The following is a 22,099-nucleotide window of genomic DNA, read 5'->3' on the forward strand; positions in this document are numbered from 1 at the left end:
TCGGTTTTTTCTATGGATTCCTGCACCCTCCGAAGCACCTCCGCAATGGCTTTTTGCTCCTCAAGAGGGGGGAGGGGAAGGGGGAATTGTCTTACTTCTGAAAGATTTAGTGTTGGATATCCACTTTCCTTTTTAGCTGCCAACTTCGCACCCACCAGCACATAAAACAGATAATCCTGAATAGCTACCCTTTCATCTAATGAATTGACCGCACAGAGGTGACTAACTAAATAAGCATCAAAGGGAAGTCTTGCCCTTTTCTCCAAATATACAGAAGCTCCACTCTTGGGGAAAACAATAGTTCCTTTTGGGAAAAGTTTTAAGTTATGGAGCTTTACTGCTTCATCAGTAATCAGGTCATATGAGTAAATTCTGAAATTTGTATTTTCAATATGAGATACTCTCACGAACTTGTTTTTACCCCCATAATAAACTGAACCTTGAGGTGCTGAACCTCCCGAGGAAACCTCAGCCACCTCCCCCAATCTTACCACCCTCCAATCCTCCGGCAGAGGACCCAGCTCCGTGTCTCTTAAGCGCGTTTCCTCAAAAAACTCAAAGCCCATGGTATAAATTATAGAACTTCAGAATTCAGAGATATCTGACTCCTCCCAGACCCTCAGTCCACATACCTGAAAAGTTTGACCCTGCCCTCATAGTCTCTTTCTTGCTCAAAAAGCTAACTCACCAGAAAGGTAGCCTTCAAGAAGTGGGTCTGTTATCTCATAGCGTCCTCTGTCTATCTTTCTGAGAAGACCCATCAGCCTCAGCTTCTGTATGACCTTGCTGACCATCTGAGCCTTTATTTTCAGGCTCTCAAAAGGATTAACCCCCAACGCAATAGCCCGCAGGACATCAATCCCATGTTTAACCGTCCGTGCCTTATCCACAAGAAGCTCCACATAGCCCTTTTCTTCTGCCAGAAGTTCTTCAAGGGCAATCATTGGCTCAAGTCCTACCTGTAGCTTCTGGAAAAACCTTGAGGTGTAATAGGGGTGACCTCGCAGTGCTTCTATGACGCTTACTGCTACAGAGCTCATGGGTATGTGTATGTATGCAAACTCAAGCACTTCTCTAAGGTTCAGAGCCCTGAGCTCCATCATTGTCCCAAAGCGGAAAAAGGCGCCTCTTCTGTCCGCGAATATCTTTTCCATGAGGCTCTCCTGAGAGCCTGCAAAAATATAAGAAACTCTGTCGTGATGCTGAATCACACTTCTGAAAAGTTTTACAAGCCTGTCTTTTTCTCTGTATAACTCTCCAAATTCGTCGTAAGCAACCAGCACTCTCCTGTCCTTTTTCTGAGCTATTCTCTGGGGAATGTCCAGCACCTTTGAAAGTTCCAGTAGCGGGTCTCTCTTTTCGGAGATCAGTTCCAGCTCAACGCCAAACTCTTCAAAGACGGCTCTTGCCTTCAGTGAAAGACCTTTTACAAACCTTTTGATGCCCTCCGCCACTCCCAGCTCTTTCAGAAATTGCTCAAGCATGTGTTCCATCAAACTCTGAGGACTGTCAGAGTATGGCATGAGGTCTATGTAAAAGTTTATTGTCTGCCCATTCAGCTGATTCATCAGCCTCTTTATGAGGGTGGTCTTGCCGTATCTTCTGGGTGCAATCAGAACAAAGCTCTCACCACTCAGAACACCCCTTTCCAGCCTTTTGAGCTCCTCCTCTCTGTTTATAAACCACACGGTTTTATTATTATAAGTCTTTGGGGTTTATAAGTAAACCTGACTGGTTAAAAATTTTAAACCCTCACGGTTTATAAAGCCTCAAGCCCACCAGAATCTCCCACAGCCTTCTGTCTGCTTCCTTTCTTTCCTCCTCTGCCTCCTCCAGCTCCACTATAGCCTCCTCCAGAGGCAGGACCTCTTCGGCGTGGTTCTTTGACACATACCTTGAAGGGCTCAGATTATAGTCGTTGAGCCTTATCTCTTCCAGGCTTACTATCCTGCTTATGCCTTTCTCTTCTTTCCACTGGGTGTATATCTCATGAACCTTCTGTATGGTTTCATCTGGTAGGAAATTCTTGGGTCTCCCCTTCTGGTAGAAGTCTGATATGTCTATGAGAAGCACCTTTGACCTTCTCTCTGCGGGTTTGTTTTTTTCTATGACCATTATTATGCCTGGGGCTGTGGTGTTGTAAAAGAGGTTTTCCGGAAGCAGGACCACCGCAGATATGAGGTCTTTCTCTACAAACTCCTTCCTTATGTCCCTTTCTCTGTTTCTACCTTCGGTGCCACTTCCGCGGGAAACCGCTCCAGTATCGAGAACCACCGCCATTCTTCCCCCTTCTTTCAGGCTTGCATACATGTGCTGAACCCATCCCCAGTCGGCAGAGCTCTCCGGTGGATAACCAAAGTTAAACCTCTTGTATCTGTCTTCTTCGTATACGGACTGAGGAAACTTCTGGTTCCACATGGGATTGGCAAGGACCACATCAAAACGAATGCCGTCCTTTATGAAGGCTGGGTCTGTCATGGTGTTGCCAAGAGCAATCTCTGCTTCCATGTCGTGTATAAAGATGTTCATCTTCGCCATGGCGTAGGTGGTGTGGTTTATCTCCTGCCCGTAGAACTTCAGAGGTGCAACCTTACTATCTTTGCCATACTTCTCTTCAAAGACAATCTGACAGTTTATGAGAAGTCCTCCTGAGCCACAGCAGGGGTCGTATATATCTTCCCCGGGTCTGGGGTCCATAAGGCGCGCCATCATGAGGGCAACTTCCTTGGGAGTGTAGAACTCTCCCGCAGACTGTCCAGAGCCCTCTGCGAACTTTCTCAGCAGATACTCGTAGGCTCTTCCCAGTATGTCTGGCTCTACGTCTCTGAGCCCCAGTCTGTGCTTTGAAAGTATGTCCACCAGCCCTCTGAGGCTTTCATCGCTCACTATCCTCTGCCCTGCGGTGGTGGCATTAAAATCCACTATGTCCACCACGCCCTGAAGCTCCGGGTTGTGCCTTGCGATAGCCCTGACTGCGTTGGTAAGGTATTCACCGAGGTTTGTGGTCTGTTTTCTTATGTTGCTCCATCGGGCTTCTTCTGGTATGTAGAACCTTACAAGCCCTCCTCTCTTCAGGGCTTCTTCTGCGGACGCTTTACTGCCGAAGGTCTGAGCGAGCTCCTCCAGCTCATCTTCAAAGACATCAGAGAGCCTTTTTATGAATATAAGGGGAAGGATATAGTCCTTGTATTTTGGTGCGTCAACTTCGCCTCTTATGACGCAGGCAGCTTCCCACAGCCAGTTTTCAAGAGTTTTTATATCCATCGTATAAATTCTACTCTAACCTGTAATTCACCGGCAATCTGACAAGCACCTCCACCGGTGGCTTTGGGAAGAGGTGTGCCACCTTTCTGACCGTTTCCATTGCGTTTTTGTCCAGCACTTCGTAGCCTGAGCTTTCTGCTACCTTTACCTCCTTAAGTGTTCCATCCTCGCAAAGTCTGATAATCAAAACCACCCTTCCCTCCCAACCCATCCGGCGTGCTATGGGCGGGTAGCTTATATTTTTCTGCACTATCTGGGAAATTACAGAGAGTTTCTCCTTCAGATACTGGTCCCTCTGTTGCTGGAGAGAAGATGAAGTGTCTGTTTTGTGGGGAAACTCCTCTCCAGTTTTTCCTGCACCTGCCTTGGTCTCTGTGGTGTTAGTCTGATTAATCTGACCAGAAGGCACAGCTGAAGCAGTTGAGGGCTGAGAAGGTGCTGAGGAGTATGTGCCGATATCTGATGGCTGGAGTGTGGAACTTTCTTCTTTTTCCTGAGCGGGCTTAGCCTCTTGTGCTGGAGATGGTTTACGAGAGGCTGAGGGCTGGTTTATGGCTGGCAACCTTTCAGGAGCTTTTGAGACCATTCTGTCTTCCTTCCTGTGCTTTTCCGTGTGCTCCTTTTCTGGAGCTTTAACCTCTGTCACTCTCCTTTCAAACTCCATAAGACTGAGGTCAATCTCAAGGGGTCTCTTTGCGTTCTGAAGGTTCATGCCCGAAAGAAGGAGAATTATAAGTAAAAAAAGAAGATGAAGGAAAAGCGAGCCAACATAGGCTCTGAGCCTGTAGCTCATCTAACTACCTCCGTCCTTATGGAGACCCTTTCAAGGTTGTGTTTCTTTAAAAGGTCCAGAAGGCTTACAAGGCTCTGGAGGCTTGCCTGACTGTCTCCTGATATGCTTATGCGTGTAGAGGGGTCAAGGCTTCTGAGGATGCTCTCAAGCTCCCGAAGGCTCACCTCTCTACCTTCAAAGAACAGCCTTCCATCCTTTGTGAGAACTATTTCAAGGCTACTGAGCGTCTCTTCATGCTTCTGACTTGCCTTTGGGAGGTTTACGGGAATTGAACCCTGCACCACAAAGGTGGCGGTGATAAGCACAATGGTAAGCAGGACCAGCATAATGTCCACAAGAGGTATGACGTTTATGGAGCTGAATTCCTTATCTTCCATTTTTTGCCTCCCACAGGGCAAGTTTTTCACGCACCTTCCTGAGAAGGTAGTTGTAGAGCACCGACGAGGGTATGGCGACCAGAAGACCCACCGCAGTAGCCTTCAGTGCAAGAGCGAGCCCCACCATCACCTTCTGAGTATCTACAAAACCTTCCTGACCAATGGTGTAAAAGGTGAGCATTATGCCAAGCACTGTCCCCAAAAGCCCTATGTAGGGTGCATTGGAGGCAGTAGAGGCGATTACAAAAAGACCCTTTGTGAGCTCCATTTCCAGCTCCTGCCGGCTTTTGAAGTCCTCCAGATTAACCCTTCTGTAAAAGCTCAGCCTCTCAAGCGCTATACCCACAGAGATAAAGCTCAGAAGCAGCAAAAGCCCTATAACTCCATAGTCCACAGAAAGCCTGAGCCATTCCATGGTGTTAATTTTAATTTAATGTCTGTGGTGAACTGGCGGAAAATTTAACATCACCCATATCTGCAATGCAGAAAGGAGAAGGTAGAAGATGGGTAAGGCTGAGGCAATAAGGTGAGCCATGCCTGCTCTACCCAGTCCAAGAAATCTGAGCTTCTTCCACATAATATGAAGGCTCCAGAAACCCGCTATAAAAGGGAATATCCTGAAAGCCATAAGCCACTTCTCCCCTCTCTCTGCAAGGGGTTCAACGCTCAAGCCAAGAGCAAAGGCTTGAGAAAAGCCGTTCACTATGTTGTGATAGTACTCAACAAAGAAGAACTCAAGCACATGGGAAAGACCACCCACTATCATGAGAGGAGCAAAGGCGTATCCAAGGACAAGAAAGACCTTTTTATACTCAACTCCGTAAAGCCTTGATATTAGCCAGAAGCTACCAAGAGAGAGGAGCAGGGCTGTAAAAACACCAAGAAGCATGGCAAGAAGACCGCTAACATCAACCCACTTTGGAAGTCCAAAAAGGTTCTGAAGATATTTGCCCGTTATAACCCATGGCATGGACTCACCTATTCCACTTCTTGAAAGCCCGTGATGGAAACGCATAGTAAAGGTTATTACACCAACAAGTAGTATATATACCCAGACTTCCCATTCTTTTGGTGTTCTTATCTCTCTGTAGAGGGAGCTACCCAGCCTTCTTGCCTCAAGCCTTACCGCATCGCATGCCTGAGCACACTCCATGCAAAGAGTGCAGTTTGCCATTGAGTTTCTGTGGTCAAACTTTGAGGGGTTAAGCTCGTAAGGACAGGAAAGGGCACATTCTGGTTTTTTACAGGTTTTGCACTCCTCCTGATAGGTAGATAGCCAAAGGCTTCCAACCCTTGCAAAGGCAGTGTTTACAGACCCTATGGGACACAAATATTTACAGTAAGCCATGCCTCTGAAGAGAAAGAACACAAGAAGGGACAAAAGCGTAAATATGAAGAAAAACATAGCTGTTGTAAATGGATACCTCAAAACCTGTGGGAAGGTATAGACAACAAACCAGTAGGCAACTATGTTAGAACCGATAAGCCCTATGTATGGGTTTGCAAGCCATTTTGGAGGTCTAAGTCTGAGACCTATCTTAGTTATGTATTTTCCTAAAAACCCGTGAGGACATATCATACAAAAAACATTTCCAAGAGTTGGAAGGGTTATCACCATAAAGAAGGGCCAGAAAAGGCTCCAGAAAACCGCGGTTGTGAATATGTTCTCCCTTGTTGGGTTCACAAAGCCGTAAATTATGGCATAAAGTAGTAAAAACAGTGTAAGGCTTCTGTAGAACAGGAGCATATGCCTGTTTTTGAAAAGAAAAGAAAGAACAGGTATACCAAATATGTCCCCTTTGCTCCTGCTTGTTATGAAGTGAGCCCTGCTTACAGCCATGACTAAACCTCCTAAAATTGATAGCTTACCCTTACGGTAAAGGTTCTTGGTGGTGCTGGGGTGTATCTCTTTCTTGCAGTAGATGGGTCTGCAGAAGTGTCCTTTGTAACCTCCACCGCATACCTTTTATCAAAGAGGTTGTCTGCGTTGAGGGCAAAGTCCCATCTGCCCTTCTCGTAACCAAGCATCAGGCTTGTTATAAAGCTATAGCCTCCATATTTTTCCGAATTTGCGTTGTCTATGTAGTAACTGCCCCACGTGTCTGACTGCACTCTCACCTTAAAGCCAGAAGGATGCTTATACATGGCATAGAGTGAGTAATAGTGCTCTGGGATGTAAGGTAGCCTTTTACCGCTCCTGTCAAGGTTTACAGTCTGGTTTCCAATTCTTACAGGCTCGTAAAACCTTTTAAAGGTATAATGCTGATAGCTGTAGCCAGCCCCAAGGCTGAGCCCATGTAAAGGCGAGAGGTTAACATCAAGCTCAAAGCCCTTCCTTTCTGTCTTTCCAGCATTTATGAACTTTGTAATTCCATCCTCAAAATACCTTACGACCTCATCCTTAACAGGGGAGAAGTAAAAGGCTGTGTCCATACTGAGCATACCTTTTCTCAGCTTCACACCTGCTTCGTAGTTTTCAACCTTTGCCATCTTGAGAGCCGGGTTTGAAGATAGCTCACTGCTTGTTGGGGTCTGAGCTCCTCGTGCGTAGGTGGCATAAAGATTAACACCTTCATAAAGCCTGTAAACAAGGCCTACTTTCGGATTTACAGAGTTGTAGGTTTTTTCCCTTGAATAGTCAAAGCAGTTTTCCATAGACGGACTAGGACAGCTTCTGTAATTTCCAGTAGAGAAGTCATAATCTCCCCACTTGTAGCCCCATATGTCAAATTTTACAGTGTCAAACCTTGCACCAACATCAAGGATAAGTTTGTTGAAGGTAAAGGATTGTTGAAGATAAAAGCCGTAAAGAGTGGTCTTCTGATTTTGCCTTTCTAGAAGGTCTCCAGCGCGGTCTGAAAGGGTTGAGATGATTCGTGGAGGATTTCCTGCAACCTGAACATCTGCATATCTGTAATACTTTGTTTTCTGTTCATCATGCCTCAGGGTAAAGCCAACAATTAAGACACCAAAAGTGTTCTTATAGTTGCCTTGAAGGTCTGCTCCGTATATCCAGGTATCCGCATCGTTTATTCTGCCAGTTACTGGGTGATAGTGGGTCCAGTGGTTCAGCCAGAAAACTGGCTTTAGCTCAAGGCTTCCTATGTTTTTTGTCAGCCTCGTGTTAAAAAACCATATCTCCGAATACCTTCCCATGTGCCTCCATGGGTCGGCAGTCTGCTGAACATCGCCTGTTTCCTTAAAGGTTGTCCACTGGTCTATCCTTCTAACAGGGTCAACTACAAGGGCACCGGGAAGCTGAAGGCTTGCCCTCGTATAGCCCAGATAAGATTCTACAGTAGTGCCGTCAGAAAACATGTAAGCCGGCTGAAGTGTTATTTGATTCGTCCAGAACTTGTTCCAGGGTCTCCAGCTGTTGTCTGTCTGCCTTCTACTTGCGGAGAAGGTAAAGTAAAAATTTTCAAGGCTTTTGGTGTAGTTTAAGTGAGAATAGAAGGTTCCAAAGTCTCCACCACCGACCTTTAAAATACCTCCCTTCCTTTCAAAGGGACTTATGGTCTGAACGCTTATAACACCACCCGCAGAATTAACCCCCCAGAGCGGGTTAGGACCTTTGTTAACTTCTATGGATTTCACCAGCTGTGTGTCCACAAAGTCAAGCCTTGTAAGACTATCTGGGTCCGTTATGGGAATGCCATTTAGAAGTATCATTATCTGTCTTACCCCATAAGGTGCTTGCAAACCTGAGCCTCTCAGTATAAGCCTTGTGTCATAGCCCTGATTTCTTGATTGTATAAACACACCAGGCACTCCGCTCAGGGCTTCTTGAAGGTTGAACATCTTTGTTTCCTTTATCCTCTCCTCTCCAACCACTTTGACGCTTGAGGGAACGTCCTCGGTTTTTCTCTCAAGCCTTGTTGCGGTTACGCTTACCTCTTGCACCTCAAGGCTCTGTGCGTAAGAAAGACCAGAAATCCCCAGAAGTAGCAAAATCTTACCCCTCATCGCAAACCTCCAGTAAATTTTCACTTGCTTTTAATCTTAAATTAAAGTAACGTAAAAGTCAAGTGATTTTAAAAAGATGGGGGGCTTCGCCCCCAAAAGGTATGCCATCAAGGACACACGAGGAAACCGAGGCGCACCACAGGTGGTAATATAACATAAAATTCACACAAAATCAACATGATTAAGGTCATAAGTTTTTTGTGGTAAAATATTCAAAAAGCTATGAGGTGCAGGCATGAAGTGGGATAATGTCTACGCATGGGAAGGCGGAGCAAGAGTTCCGCAAGAAGGGCAGTTTATAAGGCTCAGAGAAGACAAAAGCCTTGAGGTTCCCCACAATCCCATAATTCCCTACATAGAGGGGGATGGTATAGGTCCTGAGATTGCCCCGGCGATGATACACGTGGTGAACACCGCGGTGGAGAGGGCATACAGAGGGAGCAGAAGAATACACTGGGTGGAGGTGCTTGCCGGAGACAAGGCGGAAGAAAAGACGGGCAACCGCATGCCCGAGGAGACCCTTGAACTGCTAAAACAGGCAATAGTTTCCATAAAGGGACCCCTCGGCACCCCTGTGGGCAAAGGGGGAAAGTCTCTGAATGCCATCCTTCGCCAGTCCATGGACTTTTATTCTGCCATTAGACCCGTCTACTGGCTGGGTCAGCCCGCACCCATACCAAACCCCGAGAGGGTAAATGTGGCGGTCTTTAGGGAAAACTCCGACGACGTTTACATGAGCATAGAATACATGCCAAAGGCGGAAAATACCCAGAAGGTGAGGGAGTTTTTCATAAGGGAGATGGGAGTCTCCGAGTATGCCCTGCCCGAGGACTGCGGGATAACGGTAAAGCCCATGAGCGAATACAAGACAAAAAGGCATGTGCGTAAGGCTCTGCGGTGGGCTCTGGAGAACAACAAAAAGGTGGTGGCGGTGGTTGGCAAGGGCAACATAATGAAGGCGACAGAAGGCGCCTTTATGAACTGGGCTTTTGAGGTGGCAAAGGAGCCGGAGTTTGAGGGTCGCGTCATCACAGATGGAGAGCCTCAGGATGGTCAGGTAAAGATGGTAAAGGTGATAACTGACCAGATGCTCATGCAACTGGTCCTGAAGCCCGAAGCCTACGACGTTATCATCACCCAGAACCTCAACGGAGACTACATATCTGACCTTGCGTCCGCCCTTGTGGGAGGTCCGGGCTTTGTCCCCAGCGGAAACATAGGAGATGGATACGCCCTTTTTGAGAGCACCCACGGCACCGCCTACGACATAGCGGGTAAGGGGGTGGCAAACCCTCTATCCATTACGCTCTCCGGTGCCATGATGCTGGAATACCTTGGCTGGAAGGAAGCGGCGGAGCTGATATACGACGCGGTTCGCAGAGCAATAGGGGACAGGCTGGGAACGCCAGATATAGCAAACGGCTTCAGGAAGATGGGCATGGAGGCAAAAGAGCTTTCCACCATGAAGTTCGCAGAAGCTATAGCGGAAAGGATAGGACAGTGATATAATATTACTCAGGTATAGGGGGCTATGCCCCCATGACATCTTGGCAACTGAACAGGGCTTTTTTATATCCCGGAAGGGTGGGCAAGTCTGTCCATACTGCGGGGAGAGCCCCGCTACCTGCTATCGTCATCGTGCCATACGACCGTATGACCATACGACCATACGTATGGCTTTATGGTTTTATGGCGGTATGGCGTGTGCTTCTGAGCTTTGAAAGGCAAGGCTCTGAAATTGACAATGATACACTCAAGTCTGCAGAACCTCCGACTTCTGGCAAAAGACCCCCTTTTGAGAGGGGTGGGGGTCTGACAAAAGGCTTTATACATCTTACTTTGATTGATGTATGCTTTCAGGGTTTTAAGCCCACTATGAGGGATGGCGACTAAACTCAATAGTGATTTTGTCCACTCTCGTGAAGTTGTTTTAAGCCCACTATGAGGGATGGCGACGAGGTATGGGGTGGACAACCTTACACCTTTGTAGAAGTAGGTTTTAAGCCCACTATGAGGGATGGCGACTTCATCGTTTAGATGTTTTCTTACAAGTTCTATCATCGTTTTAAGCCCACTATGAGGGATGGCGACTCCACAAAGACAAAAAATTTTCTGTCCCTATAAAGGTGTTTTAAGCCCACTATGAGGGATGGCGACACGACGCTGTAAAGGCAATAAGAGAGTTCTACCCAAGTTTTAAGCCCACTATGAGGGATGGCGACAAGGCATAACATTTTTGAGGTTAGAAAGATAATGTTTGTTTTAAGCCCACTATGAGGGATGGCGACTTCCATGATACACCTCCTTAAAAGAAATTTTGATACCCGTTTTAAGCCCACTATGAGGGATGGAGACAACCCCCCGCCCCAGCCATAAACATGGGGCTTATACATGTTTTAAGCCCACTATGAGGGATATTCAACGGCTTTTGTGCGTCCTTTCACGCTCCCAGATTTATGCCTTTCGTCAGGGAACTCTGAAAAGGGCTTCTACAAGACTTCTGAACTTCTCTCCCCTGTCCTTGTAGTCCCTGAACATATCAAAAGACGCACAGGCGGGGGAAAAGAGTATGACACCCTCCGGTTTTGCAAGCTCAAAGCTCCTCTGCACTGCACTATCCAGGCTGTCTTCCAGATATATGTTGCATCCTGCCCACGCTCTTGCTATTCTTTCCCTTGCCTCACCGATTAGCACGCAGGCTTTTGTTTTTCTCCTTACCAGTTCCCTTATGCTCTCAAAGTCCCCTCCCTTGTCCCTGCCACCGGCTATGAGGACAACCCTGCCGTCCTCAAAGCTCTCAAGGGCAGACCTGAGGGCGTTTACGGTGGTGGACTTTGAATCGTTGTATACATCTATGCCCCCGAAGTTTCCAAGGTATTCCATCCTGTAGGGAAGTCCGGAGAAGGTGTATAACACCTCCCTTATGACCTCCACTGGCACATCCATAAGCCTTGCCATGGCACTGGCAAAGAGGGCGTTGTGCCAGTTGTGTTTTCCCCTTATCCTGAGCTTTTCTACCTCAAAGAGTTCCTCTCCGAGGAAGTAGGCTCTGCCATTTTTTACAAAGCCGTCCTGACCCTCCTCAAGCAGGTAAAACTTCCTTGCCCTGCTGGGAGTTTCCCTGACCTTTCTGTCAAGGGCATTAAGAAGCAGAAAGTCTTCTTCTCTCTGCCCTGCAAAGATGTTTCTCTTGCTCCAGAGGTAATCCTCCATGCTGGGATGCCAGTCAAGGTGGTCCTCAGAAAAGTTAAGAAAGGCACCACCCACGGGTCTGAAGGTCCTGAGAGTTTTCCCCTGAAAAGAGGAGACCTCAAGCACCGCAAGGCACGAGGGATTTTCGAGCACTATTCGTGATAGGGGCTTTCCTGCGTTGGCACCCTCTTCCACGTTGGCGTAGACCTCTTTTAGCATAAGGTATGTGAGCCTTGTTGTGGTTGACTTGCCGTCCGTGCCCGTGATGGCAAGGGCTCTGCCCCCAAAGAACCTCCACGCCAGCTCAAGCTCCCCTATGAGCTCTATATCCCTTTTCTGCGCCTCTTTCCAGAGGGGATGGTGCGGGGGGATACCCGGAGAGAGGACTACCATGTCTACAAGGTCAAGGTATTCTCTGAAGTTGTCCCCGCGTGCGTCGTCCCCTGCGTAGACCTCAAAGCCCTTTGCCTTCAGAAGCTCTACCGCAGAACTTCCGCTCACACCAAGACCCCACACAAGTGCTCTCTTCATGCTATATCTCCTTATGTATGCCTTCTATGTAAATTCTTTCAAGTATTCTCTTTGCTATGGGCGCTGCGGCAGCACCACCGGAGCCCCCATGTTCCACAAGAACGCCAATCACAAAAATGGGGTCCCTGTAAGGAGCAAAGCCCACAAACCACGCATGGTCTCTCAGATGATAGGGCAGGTTTTTCCTTCTGACGCTGTGAGCAGAAACCTGGGCAGTTCCGGTTTTCCCTGCTATTTCCACTATGGTAGAAAAGGCAGAGGTGGCAGTCCCGCTTCTTACCACATCCCTTAAAGACTCTCTTATCACCGCAAAGTGCTCGGGCTTTGCCCTTACCACCCTGTAGACGCTCCTGCTGGCTCTCCATATAACCTTTCCCTCTGCGCTCCTCTTTTCTCTTATGAGCAAAGGTCTGTATATGACGCCGTTGTTGGCAATAGCCATCATCATCAGAGTCTGCTCAAAGAGGGTTGATTTCATAAAGCCCTGTCCTATGGACATGTTTACCGTATCTCCACCATACCAGGGCTCTTTTAGTTTACTTCTTTTCCACTCAGGGGTCGGTATAAAGCCCCTTGCAAGGGGAAGTTCAAAGGGTATGTCTTCTCCGTAAGAAAAGCTCCTGAGCGTTCTTTCTATTTCCCTTGGACCGAGCCTGTAATAACCGTAGTGATAAAAGTAAACGTCGCAGGAGTCCCTTATGGCTCTGTGTAGGTTCTCCCAGCCATGACCGCTTCTGTTCCAGCAGAAAAACTTCCTGTTTCCAATTTCAAAGTGCCCCCTGCACACCACTCCCTCCCTTTCAGACACGCCCTTCTCAAGAAGAGCTATGCCAAGGGCTGGTTTTATAACCGACGCAGGAGGATACTTTGCCTGTGTCGCTCTGTTGAAAAGTGGTTTGAACCTGTCCTCATTATACTGACTCCAGAGCTCATTTATTCTGTTGGGGTCAAAGGACGGATAGCTGAGGAGTGCCAGCACCTCACCGGTCCTTGCATCCAGTATAAGCACCGCACCAGCCCTGTGTCCCGAATCTCTGAAAACCTCATAGGCTATCTTCTGTATCCTTGAGTCTATGGTGGTCACAAGAGAAATACCCTTTTCTGGCTCCCTGTAGCCGAGATTTCCTATCACCTTCCCCACCGCATTTACCATAACCTCTTCCGCCCCCACCCTGCCAAGAAGCTCCTCATCAAGTGCCTTCTCCAGACCGTATGCACCCACAAGGCTCTGGCTACCAATTCTGTCCCCATACTTCTGATAGTGCCTTTCCGTAGGATAGGAAACGTATCCTACTACATGAGCGCACACCTCACCCAGAGGGTAGTTCCTCGTGGGAATCGTGTTTATGAAAACCCCGGGAAGTTTGTAGCTGTAGTTGTAAAACCTGTCTATTTCCTCCTGAGTTTTGAGCTCGGTCAGAACTACCGGTTCTATGGCTTTCCTTTTCTTTATGCTCTCGTAGTCCAGACGAACTCCAAAGAGCTCTTCAACGCTTGTCAGGACCTCTTTGAGATTGCCCTCTTCCTGCAGTTTCTGGTGGTCAAGGAGAAGCATGTATCTTGGAGTATCGTATGCAAGCCTCTCTCCCCTTATGTCCAGTATGTCCCCCCTCTGAGGATATATTACTCTTTTCCTCACGTAGTTTCTCTGAGACAGTTCCCTGTAGTATTCACCCCTGAAGAGCTGAAGGTAGATTAATCTCAGAAGAACAAGGGCATATGCCACAACACCTATAAAAAAAAGAAATATGAAGCGTCTTCTATTCATGACTCCCTGTAAAGGTATCTTCCTGAAATAAGATAAAGGAAAAGCAGTTCAAGGGAAAAGCTCAAGAGAGCAAGCCAGATATTAAGCTCTGTATAGTATCTTATCCTGAAAAGGGCTATCACCCAGAGCCTTTCCACTAGAGAGAGCAGTGCATAGACAAGCAAAAGAGATACCCTGCTGGGCATCTCAATCCTTAGCTTCATAAGGTTGAAAAGTGTAGCAAAAAGCACAAAGCCAGATAGATTTAATCCAAGAGAGTCCTGAAACAGGTCAAGGAAAAAACCAGCCAGAACCGCTCTTCTGAGCCAGGAATTACCCTCCCCAAGGATGTTAAGGAAAAGGTATAGGAGGAGAAGATTGGGGGTCAAAAGCATGCTATGGAAAAGGGCAAGGAGCACAGAACTCTGAAAGTATGCGAGGAAAAAAGCTATTATGTAGAATTTCATAAAGGCTCCTTTATGATTAAAAGAATGTGGGCTTTCCTTATGTCTGCTGATGGTCTGACTTCAACTCTCTTAAAAAAGCCCTTTTCTTCATTGGAAACCCGCTGAACTGTGCCAATGGTGAGATGGGGAAAATTCTTTCCCGGCACTCTAACATAGACCATATCCCCAACTTTAATCTCGTCCTCTACCCTCACATGAAGCAGAGAACCCGTGGGGAAGCCTCCTCTGTATATGTACGCCTTATCTCCAACCCCCGAGCTCAGGGTAAATTCCTCAGAGAAAACTGTTCTTATCCTTGAGGAACTCCCATACACGCTGTCCACAATACCCACCAGATTATCCCCAGAAAAGACCAGCATGCCCTGAGATAATCCCTTATCCTGCCCCTTGTTTACGAGCACAAAGGCATCCCTGCCTGATGGGTCGTAGGCTATTACGCTTGCGTAAACGAGGGGGTAGTTACCAGGTTGAAAAGGAAGGTCTATGGCTTTGTTCAGGTTTTTGAGATTGTTTTCACAGGTAAGAAGCTGGGCTTTATACAGTTTATACTCTTCAAGTTCTTTTCTGAGCCTCTGGTTTTCTTCGCTCACGTTCCTTAAAAGCAAATAGGTTTCTATGGCTCTCCTTGTAGCCTCTGCCATGTTCCCCTTGAGTTCAAAAAGAGGGTAAACTGCCGACCTCAGGAGGTTGTAAGCATAGCTAAAGTATGGCAACGTGGAAAGGTTGATAAAGTAAAGCAAAAGGCTGAAAAGCAGAACCATAAAAGGTGCAAAATAGCCCTTCATACCATAGAGACTTTCCTTATGAGTTCTATGTTGTCAAGAACTCTTCCCACACCTCTTGCAACTGCAGTTATTGGGTCTTCGCAGTATTGGGTTTTAATACCAGTTTCACGCTCTATCCTTATGTTTAGGTTTCTCAGAAGCGAGCCTCCTCCTGCCAGAGTGATTCCTCTTTCTGCTATGTCAGAAGCCAGCTCTGGTGGAGTCCTCTCAAGGGTAGACTTGACAGCGTTTACGATGGAAGAGAGCACATCCTCAAGGGCCTCTGTCACATCTCTGTTGCTTATTCTAACTACTTTTGGGAGCCCCGTTATATCCCTGCCCTTTATCTCCATAAACCTCTCCTCTTCCTCGTATATGGCACTGCCAAGCTCTATCTTTGCCTTCTCAGCGGTCTGTTCACCTATGAGAAGATGATGCTTTTTCTTAACATGCTGTATTATGGACTCTGTCATCTCATCACCGGCAACCCTTATGGAATTGGAAACCACTATACCTGCAAGAGAGATAATGGCTATTTCCGTAGTTCCTCCCCCTATGTCCACCACCATGTTCCCTATTGGTTCCTCTATGGGAAGTCCTGCACCTATGGCAGCAGCCATAGGCTCCGCTATGAGGTAAACCTCTCTTGCCCCTGCACTTTTAGCCGCATCTATGACCGCCCTCTTTTCTACCTGTGTAACCCCAGAGGGCACGCCTATAACAACCCTCGGCTTTGCCTTGAATATGCTCCCCCCTATTGCCTTGTTTATAAAGTAGGAGAGCATAACCTTTGTAGCCTCAAAGTCAGTTATAACACCATCCCTGAGTGGCCTGACAGTCTGTATGTTCTCAGGGGTCTTTCCCAGCATCTCCTTTGCTTCTTTCCCAACAGCCAGAACTCTGCCAGAGCGCACGTCAACGGCAACTATGGAAGGTTCGTAGAGCACTATACCCTTTCCCTGGGCGTAAACCACCGTGTTGGCGGTGCCAAGGTCTATACCTATGTTGCTGGCTACGAAACCGAGAAAATTTGCTAATTTGCTTAACATCTCTAATATTATAAACTATGGAGGCTACATTACATAAAAGGCACGAGGAAAGGCTCCTTAAATCTCTTGGATACGAAGATGGCAGGGTAAGGAAAGCACTTGAGTTCATAGAGGAGAAGCATGCAGGGCAGTTCAGGAAATCTGGAGAGCCATACGTGGTGCATCCCATAGAAGTTGCCATAACTCTGGCAGAACTGGGTATGGACACAGATACGGTGGTTGCCGGACTACTGCATGATGTGCTTGAAGACACGCAGACCACTTACGAGGAGCTGAAGGAGAAATTTGGCAAAGACGTGGCGGACATAGTGGAGGGAGTGACAAAGCTGGGAAAGATTAACTTCAAGGATGTGGAAACTCAGAAGGCGGAAAACTACAGAAAGCTAATCCTTGCCTTCTCAAAGGACCTGAGGGTCATATTCGTAAAGCTTGCAGACAGACTTCATAACATGAAAACCCTCCAGTGTTTCAGCAGGGAAAAGCGGGTGAGGATAGCAAGGGAGACCCTTGAAATATACGTTCCTATTGCCAACAGGCTTGGCCTCTGGAAGATAAAGACAGAGCTTGAAGACCTCTGTTTTATGCACCTTTATCCGAAGGAATACGAGGAGGTTAAGAGCTTTGTGGGCAGGAGCAGAAGAGAGCTTGAAGACTACCTGAAAAGGGTTTTTATACCTAAGCTCAAAGAGGAACTCAAAAAGGCTGGCATAGATGCCCATGTGGCATACAGACCCAAGCACCTGTATGGCATATGGCAGAAAACTCTCAGAAAGGGTATAAGACTTGAGGATGTGCATGATATACTGGGCGTGAGGGTTATAGTGGGCACTGTGCAGGAATGCTATCTTGTTCTTGGAATAGTCCACAGCATATTCAAGCCCGTTCCGGGGAAATTTGACGACTACATATCCCTGCCAAAGCCTAACCTTTACCAGTCCCTTCACACTGCAGTGATAGGTCCAAAGGGCAGGATGGTGGAGGTTCAGATAAGAACCTGGGAGATGCATGAAAGGGCGGAGAAGGGTATAGCTGCCCACTGGGCTTACAAGGAGGGAAGAAGTGTAAAGGACGGTGCAGTATACTCATGGCTGAAAAGTCTTGTGGAAAGCGTGAAAGGCAGCAAAAACCCACAGGAGCTTCTGGAAAACCTCAAGCTGGAGCTCTTTTCCGAGGAGGTCTTTGTTTTTACACCAAAGGGAGACCTGGTAGTTCTTCCGAAGGGCTCAACGCCCGTTGACTTTGCCTATTACATACACACAGAGGTGGGCAATCACTGTGCTGGAGCAAAGATCAATGGCAGGATTGTACCTCTAAACTACAGGCTTCAGAGTGGGGACATGGTGGAGATAATAACAAGTCCCCACAAAAAACCAAATCAGGAGTGGCTCAGCTTTGTGGTTACATCAAGAGCAAGGAACAAGATAAAGGCTGTGCTGAAGGAACTTGAAAGAGAAAGACATCTCCAGCTTGGTAAGGAAAGGCTTGACCTCTTCTCTCAGAGACTGGGGATAGGCAAAGATATGCTCTTGAAAAGGCTTATTGAAGAGACGGAGGCTAAGGGGGAGGAAGATGTATACCTGCTCCTTGGAAGCGGTAAGCTTTCAAAGGAAAGGGTGTATTCCCTCTTCAGAAAAACCCAGAAGGAAAGACCTCAGGAAAGGGTAGAGGACATACTTCATATAGATGGTCTTGGAAATGTGCTTCATACCCTGGCAGAGTGCTGCAACCCCCTGCCGGGTGAGGATGTATACGGAGTTATATCCAGAGGAAAAGGGCTTGTGATACATTCAAAGGAATGTCCAAACCTTGTTCACATCTGGAAGGTTTCACCTGAAAAGGTTATAAAAGTTCTCTGGAGCAGGTCTCAGGGACTTCATCCTGTCAGACTAAGACTGCTGGCAAAGGACAGAATGGGTATTCTGGGAGAAGTTACTACCACCATAGCCAAGTCAGGAGCAAACATTACAGAGGCCAGAACCAAGAGCCTGCCCTCCGGTCAGGCGCTCATGGACTTCACACTGCAGGTGGAGAATTACCAGAGCTTTCTCAGGGTAAAAGAAGCCCTTCGGGCTCTGGAAGGTGTGGAGAGCGTGCAGAGGCTGATGGGGTAGAGAAAGAGTATTTAAGGACCCGGTCTTCTCATGCTGAGTCTGTATTCTGCCTTGACCAATGAAGCCATGAACCTTTTGATATCATCCCAGAAGGGGTCTATGTATCTGTTGTTTTCTTTTTCTGCATCTTCAAAGAAGGCCAGAGCTCTCAGGAAAATGCCCGGGTCGTAGCCACTGTATTTCTGACAGAGGTCATGTAGCAGTCCACGGAGGGTTATCCCCCTTTTGTTCATAAGAAACCACAGGTCAAAGAAATCTCTTTTGTTACCCCTCTGTGCAATAGCTACAGCCTTCATGCAGGCAATGTCCCTGTCCCTTGCCATTGAGATGTTCAGGTCTTTCCGGAGCTCCAGTTCCTCCAGAAGCGGGTATGAGTATTTGAAAAAGGAAAATCTAACGCCCTCTATAAAAAATATGAGCGTATCCTCCCTCATGGATACGACCTCTGCAGGTAGGAGTCTGAGCTTTTCCATCATACTGCTGACTCTGAAATCTTCAGAGGGGTAAGTAAAGAAATCAAAGCCTTGTGAAGGTCTGTGGGAGTATCTAATTGCCAGTGCAGTGCCACCAGCTAAATAGAAACCCTCAGTAAGGGAATAGGATACAACCCTCTCTAAAGTTTCTCTCTGCACACCTTCTAAGCTCATCTTCAGACACCTCAAGGACTAACTGCCAGAAAGCTCTATTCTCCCTCTTAAACCTGTGTATGTTTTCCAGAAACACTTTCTTGAGCTCTTCTTCCGTAAAGAGCTGGGCTATTTTGAGTGGATTGCCGTAGAGCATGGCTCTAATAAGAAGTTCCTCATAGCTCTCCTCCCCGTCCCATGAAAAGGCTTTTAGAAACTCCTCTCTGTCCATGGCTCACGTGCCACTGAAGCTCAGCTGCCCATCTTCCACATCCACCACCACCTTCTGCCCGTCCTTTATTTCACCCTTTATTATGAGGTTTGCCAGCGGGGTTTCAAGGTGCTTCTGCAGGGTTCTTTTGAGGGGTCTTGCACCGTAAGCAGGGTCGTAGCCCAGCTTTACAAGGTGTTCCTTGGCGCCCTTTGTGAGCTCAATGCTTATGTTCCTCTCCGCCAGCCTCTTGTTCACACCAGCCACCAGCAGGTCTATAATCTGGAAGAGTTCTTTCATGGTAAGTGGCTTGAAAACTATTATCTCGTCCACCCTGTTAAGGAATTCTGGCCTGAAGTGGTAGCGAAGCTCTTCAAGAACCCTCTCCTTTGCTCTTTCAAACTCCCTCTGCACCTTCTCTTCGTCTCCGTCCACAGATATGCTAAGAAGATACTGAGAGCCTATGTTGGAGGTCATGATTATGACCGTGTTCCTGAAGTCTACGGTCCTTCCGTGAGAGTCTGTTAACCTTCCATCGTCCAGCACCTGAAGGAAAAGGTCAAAGACCCTTGGGTGGGCCTTTTCCACCTCATCAAGAAGTATGACAGAGTAGGGCTTTCTACGCACCGCTTCGGTCAGTTTTCCACCCTCCTCGTAACCCACATAGCCCGGGGGTGCACCTATGAGCTTTGCCACGCTGTGCTCTTCTTTGAACTCAGACATATCAAGCCTTATGAGGGCATCTTCATCTCCAAAGAGGAGTTCCGCAAGCGCCTTTGAAAGCTCGGTCTTTCCAACGCCGGTGGGTCCCAGAAACAGAAAGCTGGCTATGGGTCTCTTGGGGTCTTTCAGACCTGCCCTTGCCCTCCTTATGGCTTCGGAGACCGCCACCACCGCATGCTCCTGGTCTATGACCCTCTTGTGAAGCTCTTCCTCAAGTCTGAGAAGTCTCTCCATCTCTTCTTCCCTCAGCTTTGTGACGGGTATTCCCGTCCACTCGGAGACAACCTGTGCCACATCGTCCCATGTAACCAGAAGCTCCTCTGCCTTCTTGCTCTCGAGTTCTTTGAGTTCTTTTTCAAGTTTCACCTTTTCTATTTTGAGGTTTGCTTCTCTTTCGTAGTCCCCCCTTTCGGACGCCTTGAGGATTTCCTGGTCAAGCTCTTCCATACGCCTCTTTATCTCAGAAATCCTGGCATCCACACCACCAAGTTTTGAGACTATTGCCTGCTTTTCCTTTTCAAGCTGAACCTTCTTAATCTTCAGCTGGGCTTCTTTCTCATAGTTGCCCTCCAGATATGCCTTCTGAATCTCTTCCTCAAGGCTCCTGAGTTTTCTGTCTATCTCCTGAACCTCAGGAGGAAGGGCTACCGCCATGAGCTTTTTGCGCGCAGAAGCCTGGTCAAGGGCGTCTATTGCCTTGTCAGGGAGCTTTCTGAAGGTTACATACCTCCTTGTGAGCTTTACCGCAGCCTCTATAGCCTCGTCAGAAATTTTTACCTTGTGGTGCTTTTCCAGCTTGGGTCTTAGGCCCTTCAGTATTTCTACAGTTTCCTCTTCAGTGGGCTCGTCTACATATATGGGCTGGAACCTCCTTTCAAGGGCTGGGTCCTTTTCTATGTGCTTTCTGTATTCGTCTACCGTTGTGGCTCCGATTACCCTTATTTCGCCTCTTGCAAGGGGTGGCTTTAGCATGTTTCCTGCGTCCACTGCACCCTCCGCCCTTCCTGCACCCACCACCGTGTGTATCTCATCTATGAAGAGTATTACATTTCCCTTTTGCTTTACCTCATCCAGAAGTCCTTTAAACCTCTCCTCAAACTCTCCTCTGTATTTAGAACCTGCTATGATAGAACCCATATCAACGGAGATAACAGCCTTATCCTGAAGCTCTATGGGAACCTCCTTGTTCACTATCCTCTGAGCAAGTCCCTCCACTATTGCAGTCTTACCCACACCCGGGTCACCCACAAGAACGGGATTGTTCTTTGTTCTTCTCAGGAGAACTTCAATGACCTGATTTATCTCCTTCTCTCTTCCTATTACTGGGTCAAGTTTGCCCTCCCTCGCAAGCTGAGTGAGGTCTACCCCGAACCTCTCAAGGGCAGACTTTTCTTCTTCTCTGAGTTCCTGTGCCACATCCTTCATCTTTTCACCTCCTGATATATCTTCTAAAATCTTACCAGCTATGGTGTCCTTTGCTTCAAGCAGGCTGGCAACTATGTGATAGGGCTCCACCTGAGAGAGCCCCTCAGAGACTGCCCTGTCCTGAGCCCTTTCAAGAACCTTTACAAGGTTCTGAGAGTAGTCAAAGACAGGCTCTCTACCAAAGACAATCTTACCCACTGCATCTGTTACCCTCTCAGGTGAAAGACCCAGTTCCTTCACCTGTTCCACAAGACTTGACGTCTCAAGGGCTTTCCTTATAAGACCGTCAATGCTGAGCCTGTTTTCAAGAAAGGCTCTTACGTCCTCTGGTCTGAACACCGCAGAGAGGCTCCTCTCCACACCTTCCAGCTGGCTTCTATACTGGCTTTCAAGCCTTTCAAGCCTTGTGAGCTCCACCTGAAGCTCCTGAAGGCTCCAGTAGTCTCCGTATCTTCTTACCCTCTGAAGCTCCTGACTTATGCTTTCTTTTGCCTTCCTGACCTTTTCCAGCTCCATCTGCACATGACCTATGTCGGATTTTACCTGCATAATTTTACTTCTGAGGTCAATAAGATGCTTGGCTTCCTGCTCAGCCGCTCTGCCTATCTGAGCGTAGAGCTTTTCAAGGTATTCAGAAACCTTTTTATAGAGACCTTTTGCCTCTATACCTCTCTTTTCAAGATATTTTCCCAGAGCGGACTTTTCGTCCATGAGTAGGGCAAGAAGGAGGTGGTCCGTATCCACCTTGCTGTCTCCCCTCTTCTTTGCCAGCTCTTTTGCCCTGCTAATGTATTCAAGAGACCTCCCAGAGAGCAGGTTTTCGCTAAACATGTTAACCTCCAGGTTTAATAAT

18 protein-coding genes and 1 CRISPR repeat array are annotated in these 22,099 nt (G+C 47.5%); of the genes, 2 read left to right on the forward strand and 16 right to left on the reverse strand.

Annotated features, from left to right (window positions below; translation table 11 throughout):
* The 8 genes from WHS43_09040 to WHS43_09075 form a co-directional block, all read right to left on the reverse strand.
* A partial coding sequence (locus WHS43_09040; GenBank protein ID MEJ5339781.1) for a restriction endonuclease subunit S occupies positions 1–566 on the reverse strand: 566 nt, incomplete at its 3' end.
* Positions 567–671: 105 nt separating this feature from the next.
* Positions 672–1,688 carry an ATP-binding protein gene (locus tag WHS43_09045; GenBank protein MEJ5339782.1) on the reverse strand — a complete coding sequence of 339 codons (1,017 nt, stop codon included), beginning with the start codon at positions 1,686–1,688 and terminating at the stop codon, positions 672–674.
* 64 nt (positions 1,689–1,752) lie between these two features.
* Positions 1,753–3,264, reverse strand: coding sequence for a class I SAM-dependent DNA methyltransferase (locus WHS43_09050; protein MEJ5339783.1), 1,512 nt, complete (start codon positions 3,262–3,264; stop codon positions 1,753–1,755).
* 10 nt (positions 3,265–3,274) lie between these two features.
* Positions 3,275–4,057, reverse strand: a complete 783-nt coding sequence (locus tag WHS43_09055; GenBank protein ID MEJ5339784.1) for an energy transducer TonB — start codon at positions 4,055–4,057, stop codon at positions 3,275–3,277.
* Positions 4,054–4,434, reverse strand: a complete 381-nt coding sequence (locus tag WHS43_09060; protein ID MEJ5339785.1) for a biopolymer transporter ExbD — start codon at positions 4,432–4,434, stop codon at positions 4,054–4,056. Before WHS43_09060 ends, WHS43_09055 begins: the two co-directional genes overlap by 4 nt.
* Entirely contained in the window at positions 4,424–4,849 is a 426-nt protein-coding gene (gene exbB, locus WHS43_09065) for a TonB-system energizer ExbB (protein MEJ5339786.1), read from the reverse strand. Before exbB ends, WHS43_09060 begins: the two co-directional genes overlap by 11 nt.
* A 15-nt stretch (positions 4,850–4,864) precedes the next feature.
* On the reverse strand, positions 4,865–6,274 hold the full coding sequence (locus WHS43_09070; GenBank protein MEJ5339787.1) for a 4Fe-4S binding protein: 1,410 nt from the start codon (positions 6,272–6,274) through the stop codon (positions 4,865–4,867).
* Between the two features lie 11 nt (positions 6,275–6,285).
* Positions 6,286–8,400, reverse strand: coding sequence for a TonB-dependent receptor (locus WHS43_09075; protein ID MEJ5339788.1), 2,115 nt, complete (start codon positions 8,398–8,400; stop codon positions 6,286–6,288).
* A gap of 235 nt (positions 8,401–8,635) precedes the next feature.
* Here WHS43_09075 and WHS43_09080 point away from each other — a divergent pair, with 235 nt between their 5' ends.
* On the forward strand, positions 8,636–9,904 hold the full coding sequence (locus tag WHS43_09080; GenBank protein MEJ5339789.1) for an NADP-dependent isocitrate dehydrogenase: 1,269 nt from the start codon (positions 8,636–8,638) through the stop codon (positions 9,902–9,904).
* A gap of 357 nt (positions 9,905–10,261) precedes the next feature.
* Positions 10,262–10,822: direct repeats of the CRISPR family, unit length 29 nt; unit sequence GTTTTAAGCCCACTATGAGGGATGGCGAC.
* A 44-nt stretch (positions 10,823–10,866) separates the two neighbouring features.
* Here the strand turns inward: WHS43_09080 and murD are convergent.
* The 5 genes from murD to WHS43_09105 are packed head-to-tail and all read right to left on the reverse strand — an operon-like array spanning position 10,867 to position 16,150.
* On the reverse strand, positions 10,867–12,123 hold the full coding sequence (gene murD, locus WHS43_09085) for a UDP-N-acetylmuramoyl-L-alanine--D-glutamate ligase (protein MEJ5339790.1): 1,257 nt from the start codon (positions 12,121–12,123) through the stop codon (positions 10,867–10,869).
* Between the two features lies 1 nt (position 12,124).
* Entirely contained in the window at positions 12,125–13,891 is a 1,767-nt protein-coding gene (mrdA, locus tag WHS43_09090; GenBank protein MEJ5339791.1) for a penicillin-binding protein 2, read from the reverse strand.
* A complete protein-coding gene (locus WHS43_09095; protein ID MEJ5339792.1) occupies positions 13,888–14,337 on the reverse strand; it encodes a hypothetical protein in 450 nt (149 codons plus the stop codon). Before WHS43_09095 ends, mrdA begins: the two co-directional genes overlap by 4 nt.
* Positions 14,334–15,122 (reverse strand): rod shape-determining protein MreC, encoded by a 789-nt coding sequence (mreC, locus tag WHS43_09100; GenBank protein MEJ5339793.1) that lies wholly within the window; start codon positions 15,120–15,122, stop codon positions 14,334–14,336. The genes WHS43_09095 and mreC overlap by 4 nt, the downstream gene beginning before the upstream one ends.
* Positions 15,119–16,150 carry a rod shape-determining protein gene (locus WHS43_09105; GenBank protein MEJ5339794.1) on the reverse strand — a complete coding sequence of 344 codons (1,032 nt, stop codon included), beginning with the start codon at positions 16,148–16,150 and terminating at the stop codon, positions 15,119–15,121. Before WHS43_09105 ends, mreC begins: the two co-directional genes overlap by 4 nt.
* A gap of 17 nt (positions 16,151–16,167) precedes the next feature.
* Between WHS43_09105 and WHS43_09110 the strand changes: the two genes are divergently transcribed.
* Positions 16,168–18,261, forward strand: coding sequence for a bifunctional (p)ppGpp synthetase/guanosine-3',5'-bis(diphosphate) 3'-pyrophosphohydrolase (locus WHS43_09110; protein ID MEJ5339795.1), 2,094 nt, complete (start codon positions 16,168–16,170; stop codon positions 18,259–18,261).
* A gap of 11 nt (positions 18,262–18,272) precedes the next feature.
* Here WHS43_09110 and WHS43_09115 read toward each other — a convergent pair whose 3' ends face one another.
* Genes WHS43_09115 through WHS43_09125 form a run of 3 tightly spaced genes read right to left on the reverse strand, consistent with a single transcriptional unit; the run spans position 18,273 to position 22,077 of the window.
* Entirely contained in the window at positions 18,273–18,908 is a 636-nt protein-coding gene (locus tag WHS43_09115; GenBank protein ID MEJ5339796.1) for a nucleotidyl transferase AbiEii/AbiGii toxin family protein, read from the reverse strand.
* A complete protein-coding gene (locus WHS43_09120) occupies positions 18,847–19,119 on the reverse strand; it encodes a hypothetical protein (protein MEJ5339797.1) in 273 nt (90 codons plus the stop codon). Before WHS43_09120 ends, WHS43_09115 begins: the two co-directional genes overlap by 62 nt.
* Positions 19,120–19,122: 3 nt before the next feature.
* Positions 19,123–22,077, reverse strand: coding sequence for an AAA family ATPase (locus WHS43_09125; GenBank protein MEJ5339798.1), 2,955 nt, complete (start codon positions 22,075–22,077; stop codon positions 19,123–19,125).
* Between the last annotated feature and the right edge of the window lie 22 nt (positions 22,078–22,099).

This window comes from Aquificaceae bacterium (genome assembly GCA_037481935.1).
In the GTDB taxonomy this organism is placed as follows: Bacteria; Aquificota; Aquificia; order Aquificales; family Aquificaceae; genus Pampinifervens.

Excerpts from the sequence above, each read along its gene's own strand:
- mreC (MEJ5339793.1), bottom strand. The coding sequence starts at position 15,122 with ATGAAGGGCTATTTTGCACCTTTTATGGTTCTGCTTTTCAGCCTTTTG.
- murD (MEJ5339790.1), bottom strand. The coding sequence starts at position 12,123 with ATGAAGAGAGCACTTGTGTGGGGTCTTGGTGTGAGCGGAAGTTCTGCG.
- WHS43_09095 (MEJ5339792.1), bottom strand. The coding sequence starts at position 14,337 with ATGAAATTCTACATAATAGCTTTTTTCCTCGCATACTTTCAGAGTTCT.
- WHS43_09080 (MEJ5339789.1), top strand. The coding sequence starts at position 8,636 with ATGAAGTGGGATAATGTCTACGCATGGGAAGGCGGAGCAAGAGTTCCG.
- WHS43_09050 (MEJ5339783.1), bottom strand. The coding sequence starts at position 3,264 with ATGGATATAAAAACTCTTGAAAACTGGCTGTGGGAAGCTGCCTGCGTC.
- WHS43_09060 (MEJ5339785.1), bottom strand. The coding sequence starts at position 4,434 with ATGGAAGATAAGGAATTCAGCTCCATAAACGTCATACCTCTTGTGGAC.
- WHS43_09075 (MEJ5339788.1), bottom strand. The coding sequence starts at position 8,400 with ATGAGGGGTAAGATTTTGCTACTTCTGGGGATTTCTGGTCTTTCTTAC.
- WHS43_09125 (MEJ5339798.1), bottom strand. The coding sequence starts at position 22,077 with ATGTTTAGCGAAAACCTGCTCTCTGGGAGGTCTCTTGAATACATTAGC.
- mrdA (MEJ5339791.1), bottom strand. The coding sequence starts at position 13,891 with ATGAATAGAAGACGCTTCATATTTCTTTTTTTTATAGGTGTTGTGGCA.
- WHS43_09120 (MEJ5339797.1), bottom strand. The coding sequence starts at position 19,119 with ATGGACAGAGAGGAGTTTCTAAAAGCCTTTTCATGGGACGGGGAGGAG.
- WHS43_09070 (MEJ5339787.1), bottom strand. The coding sequence starts at position 6,274 with ATGGCTGTAAGCAGGGCTCACTTCATAACAAGCAGGAGCAAAGGGGAC.
- WHS43_09055 (MEJ5339784.1), bottom strand. The coding sequence starts at position 4,057 with ATGAGCTACAGGCTCAGAGCCTATGTTGGCTCGCTTTTCCTTCATCTT.
- WHS43_09110 (MEJ5339795.1), top strand. The coding sequence starts at position 16,168 with ATGGAGGCTACATTACATAAAAGGCACGAGGAAAGGCTCCTTAAATCT.
- WHS43_09115 (MEJ5339796.1), bottom strand. The coding sequence starts at position 18,908 with ATGAGCTTAGAAGGTGTGCAGAGAGAAACTTTAGAGAGGGTTGTATCC.
- exbB (MEJ5339786.1), bottom strand. The coding sequence starts at position 4,849 with ATGGAATGGCTCAGGCTTTCTGTGGACTATGGAGTTATAGGGCTTTTG.
- WHS43_09105 (MEJ5339794.1), bottom strand. The coding sequence starts at position 16,150 with ATGTTAAGCAAATTAGCAAATTTTCTCGGTTTCGTAGCCAGCAACATA.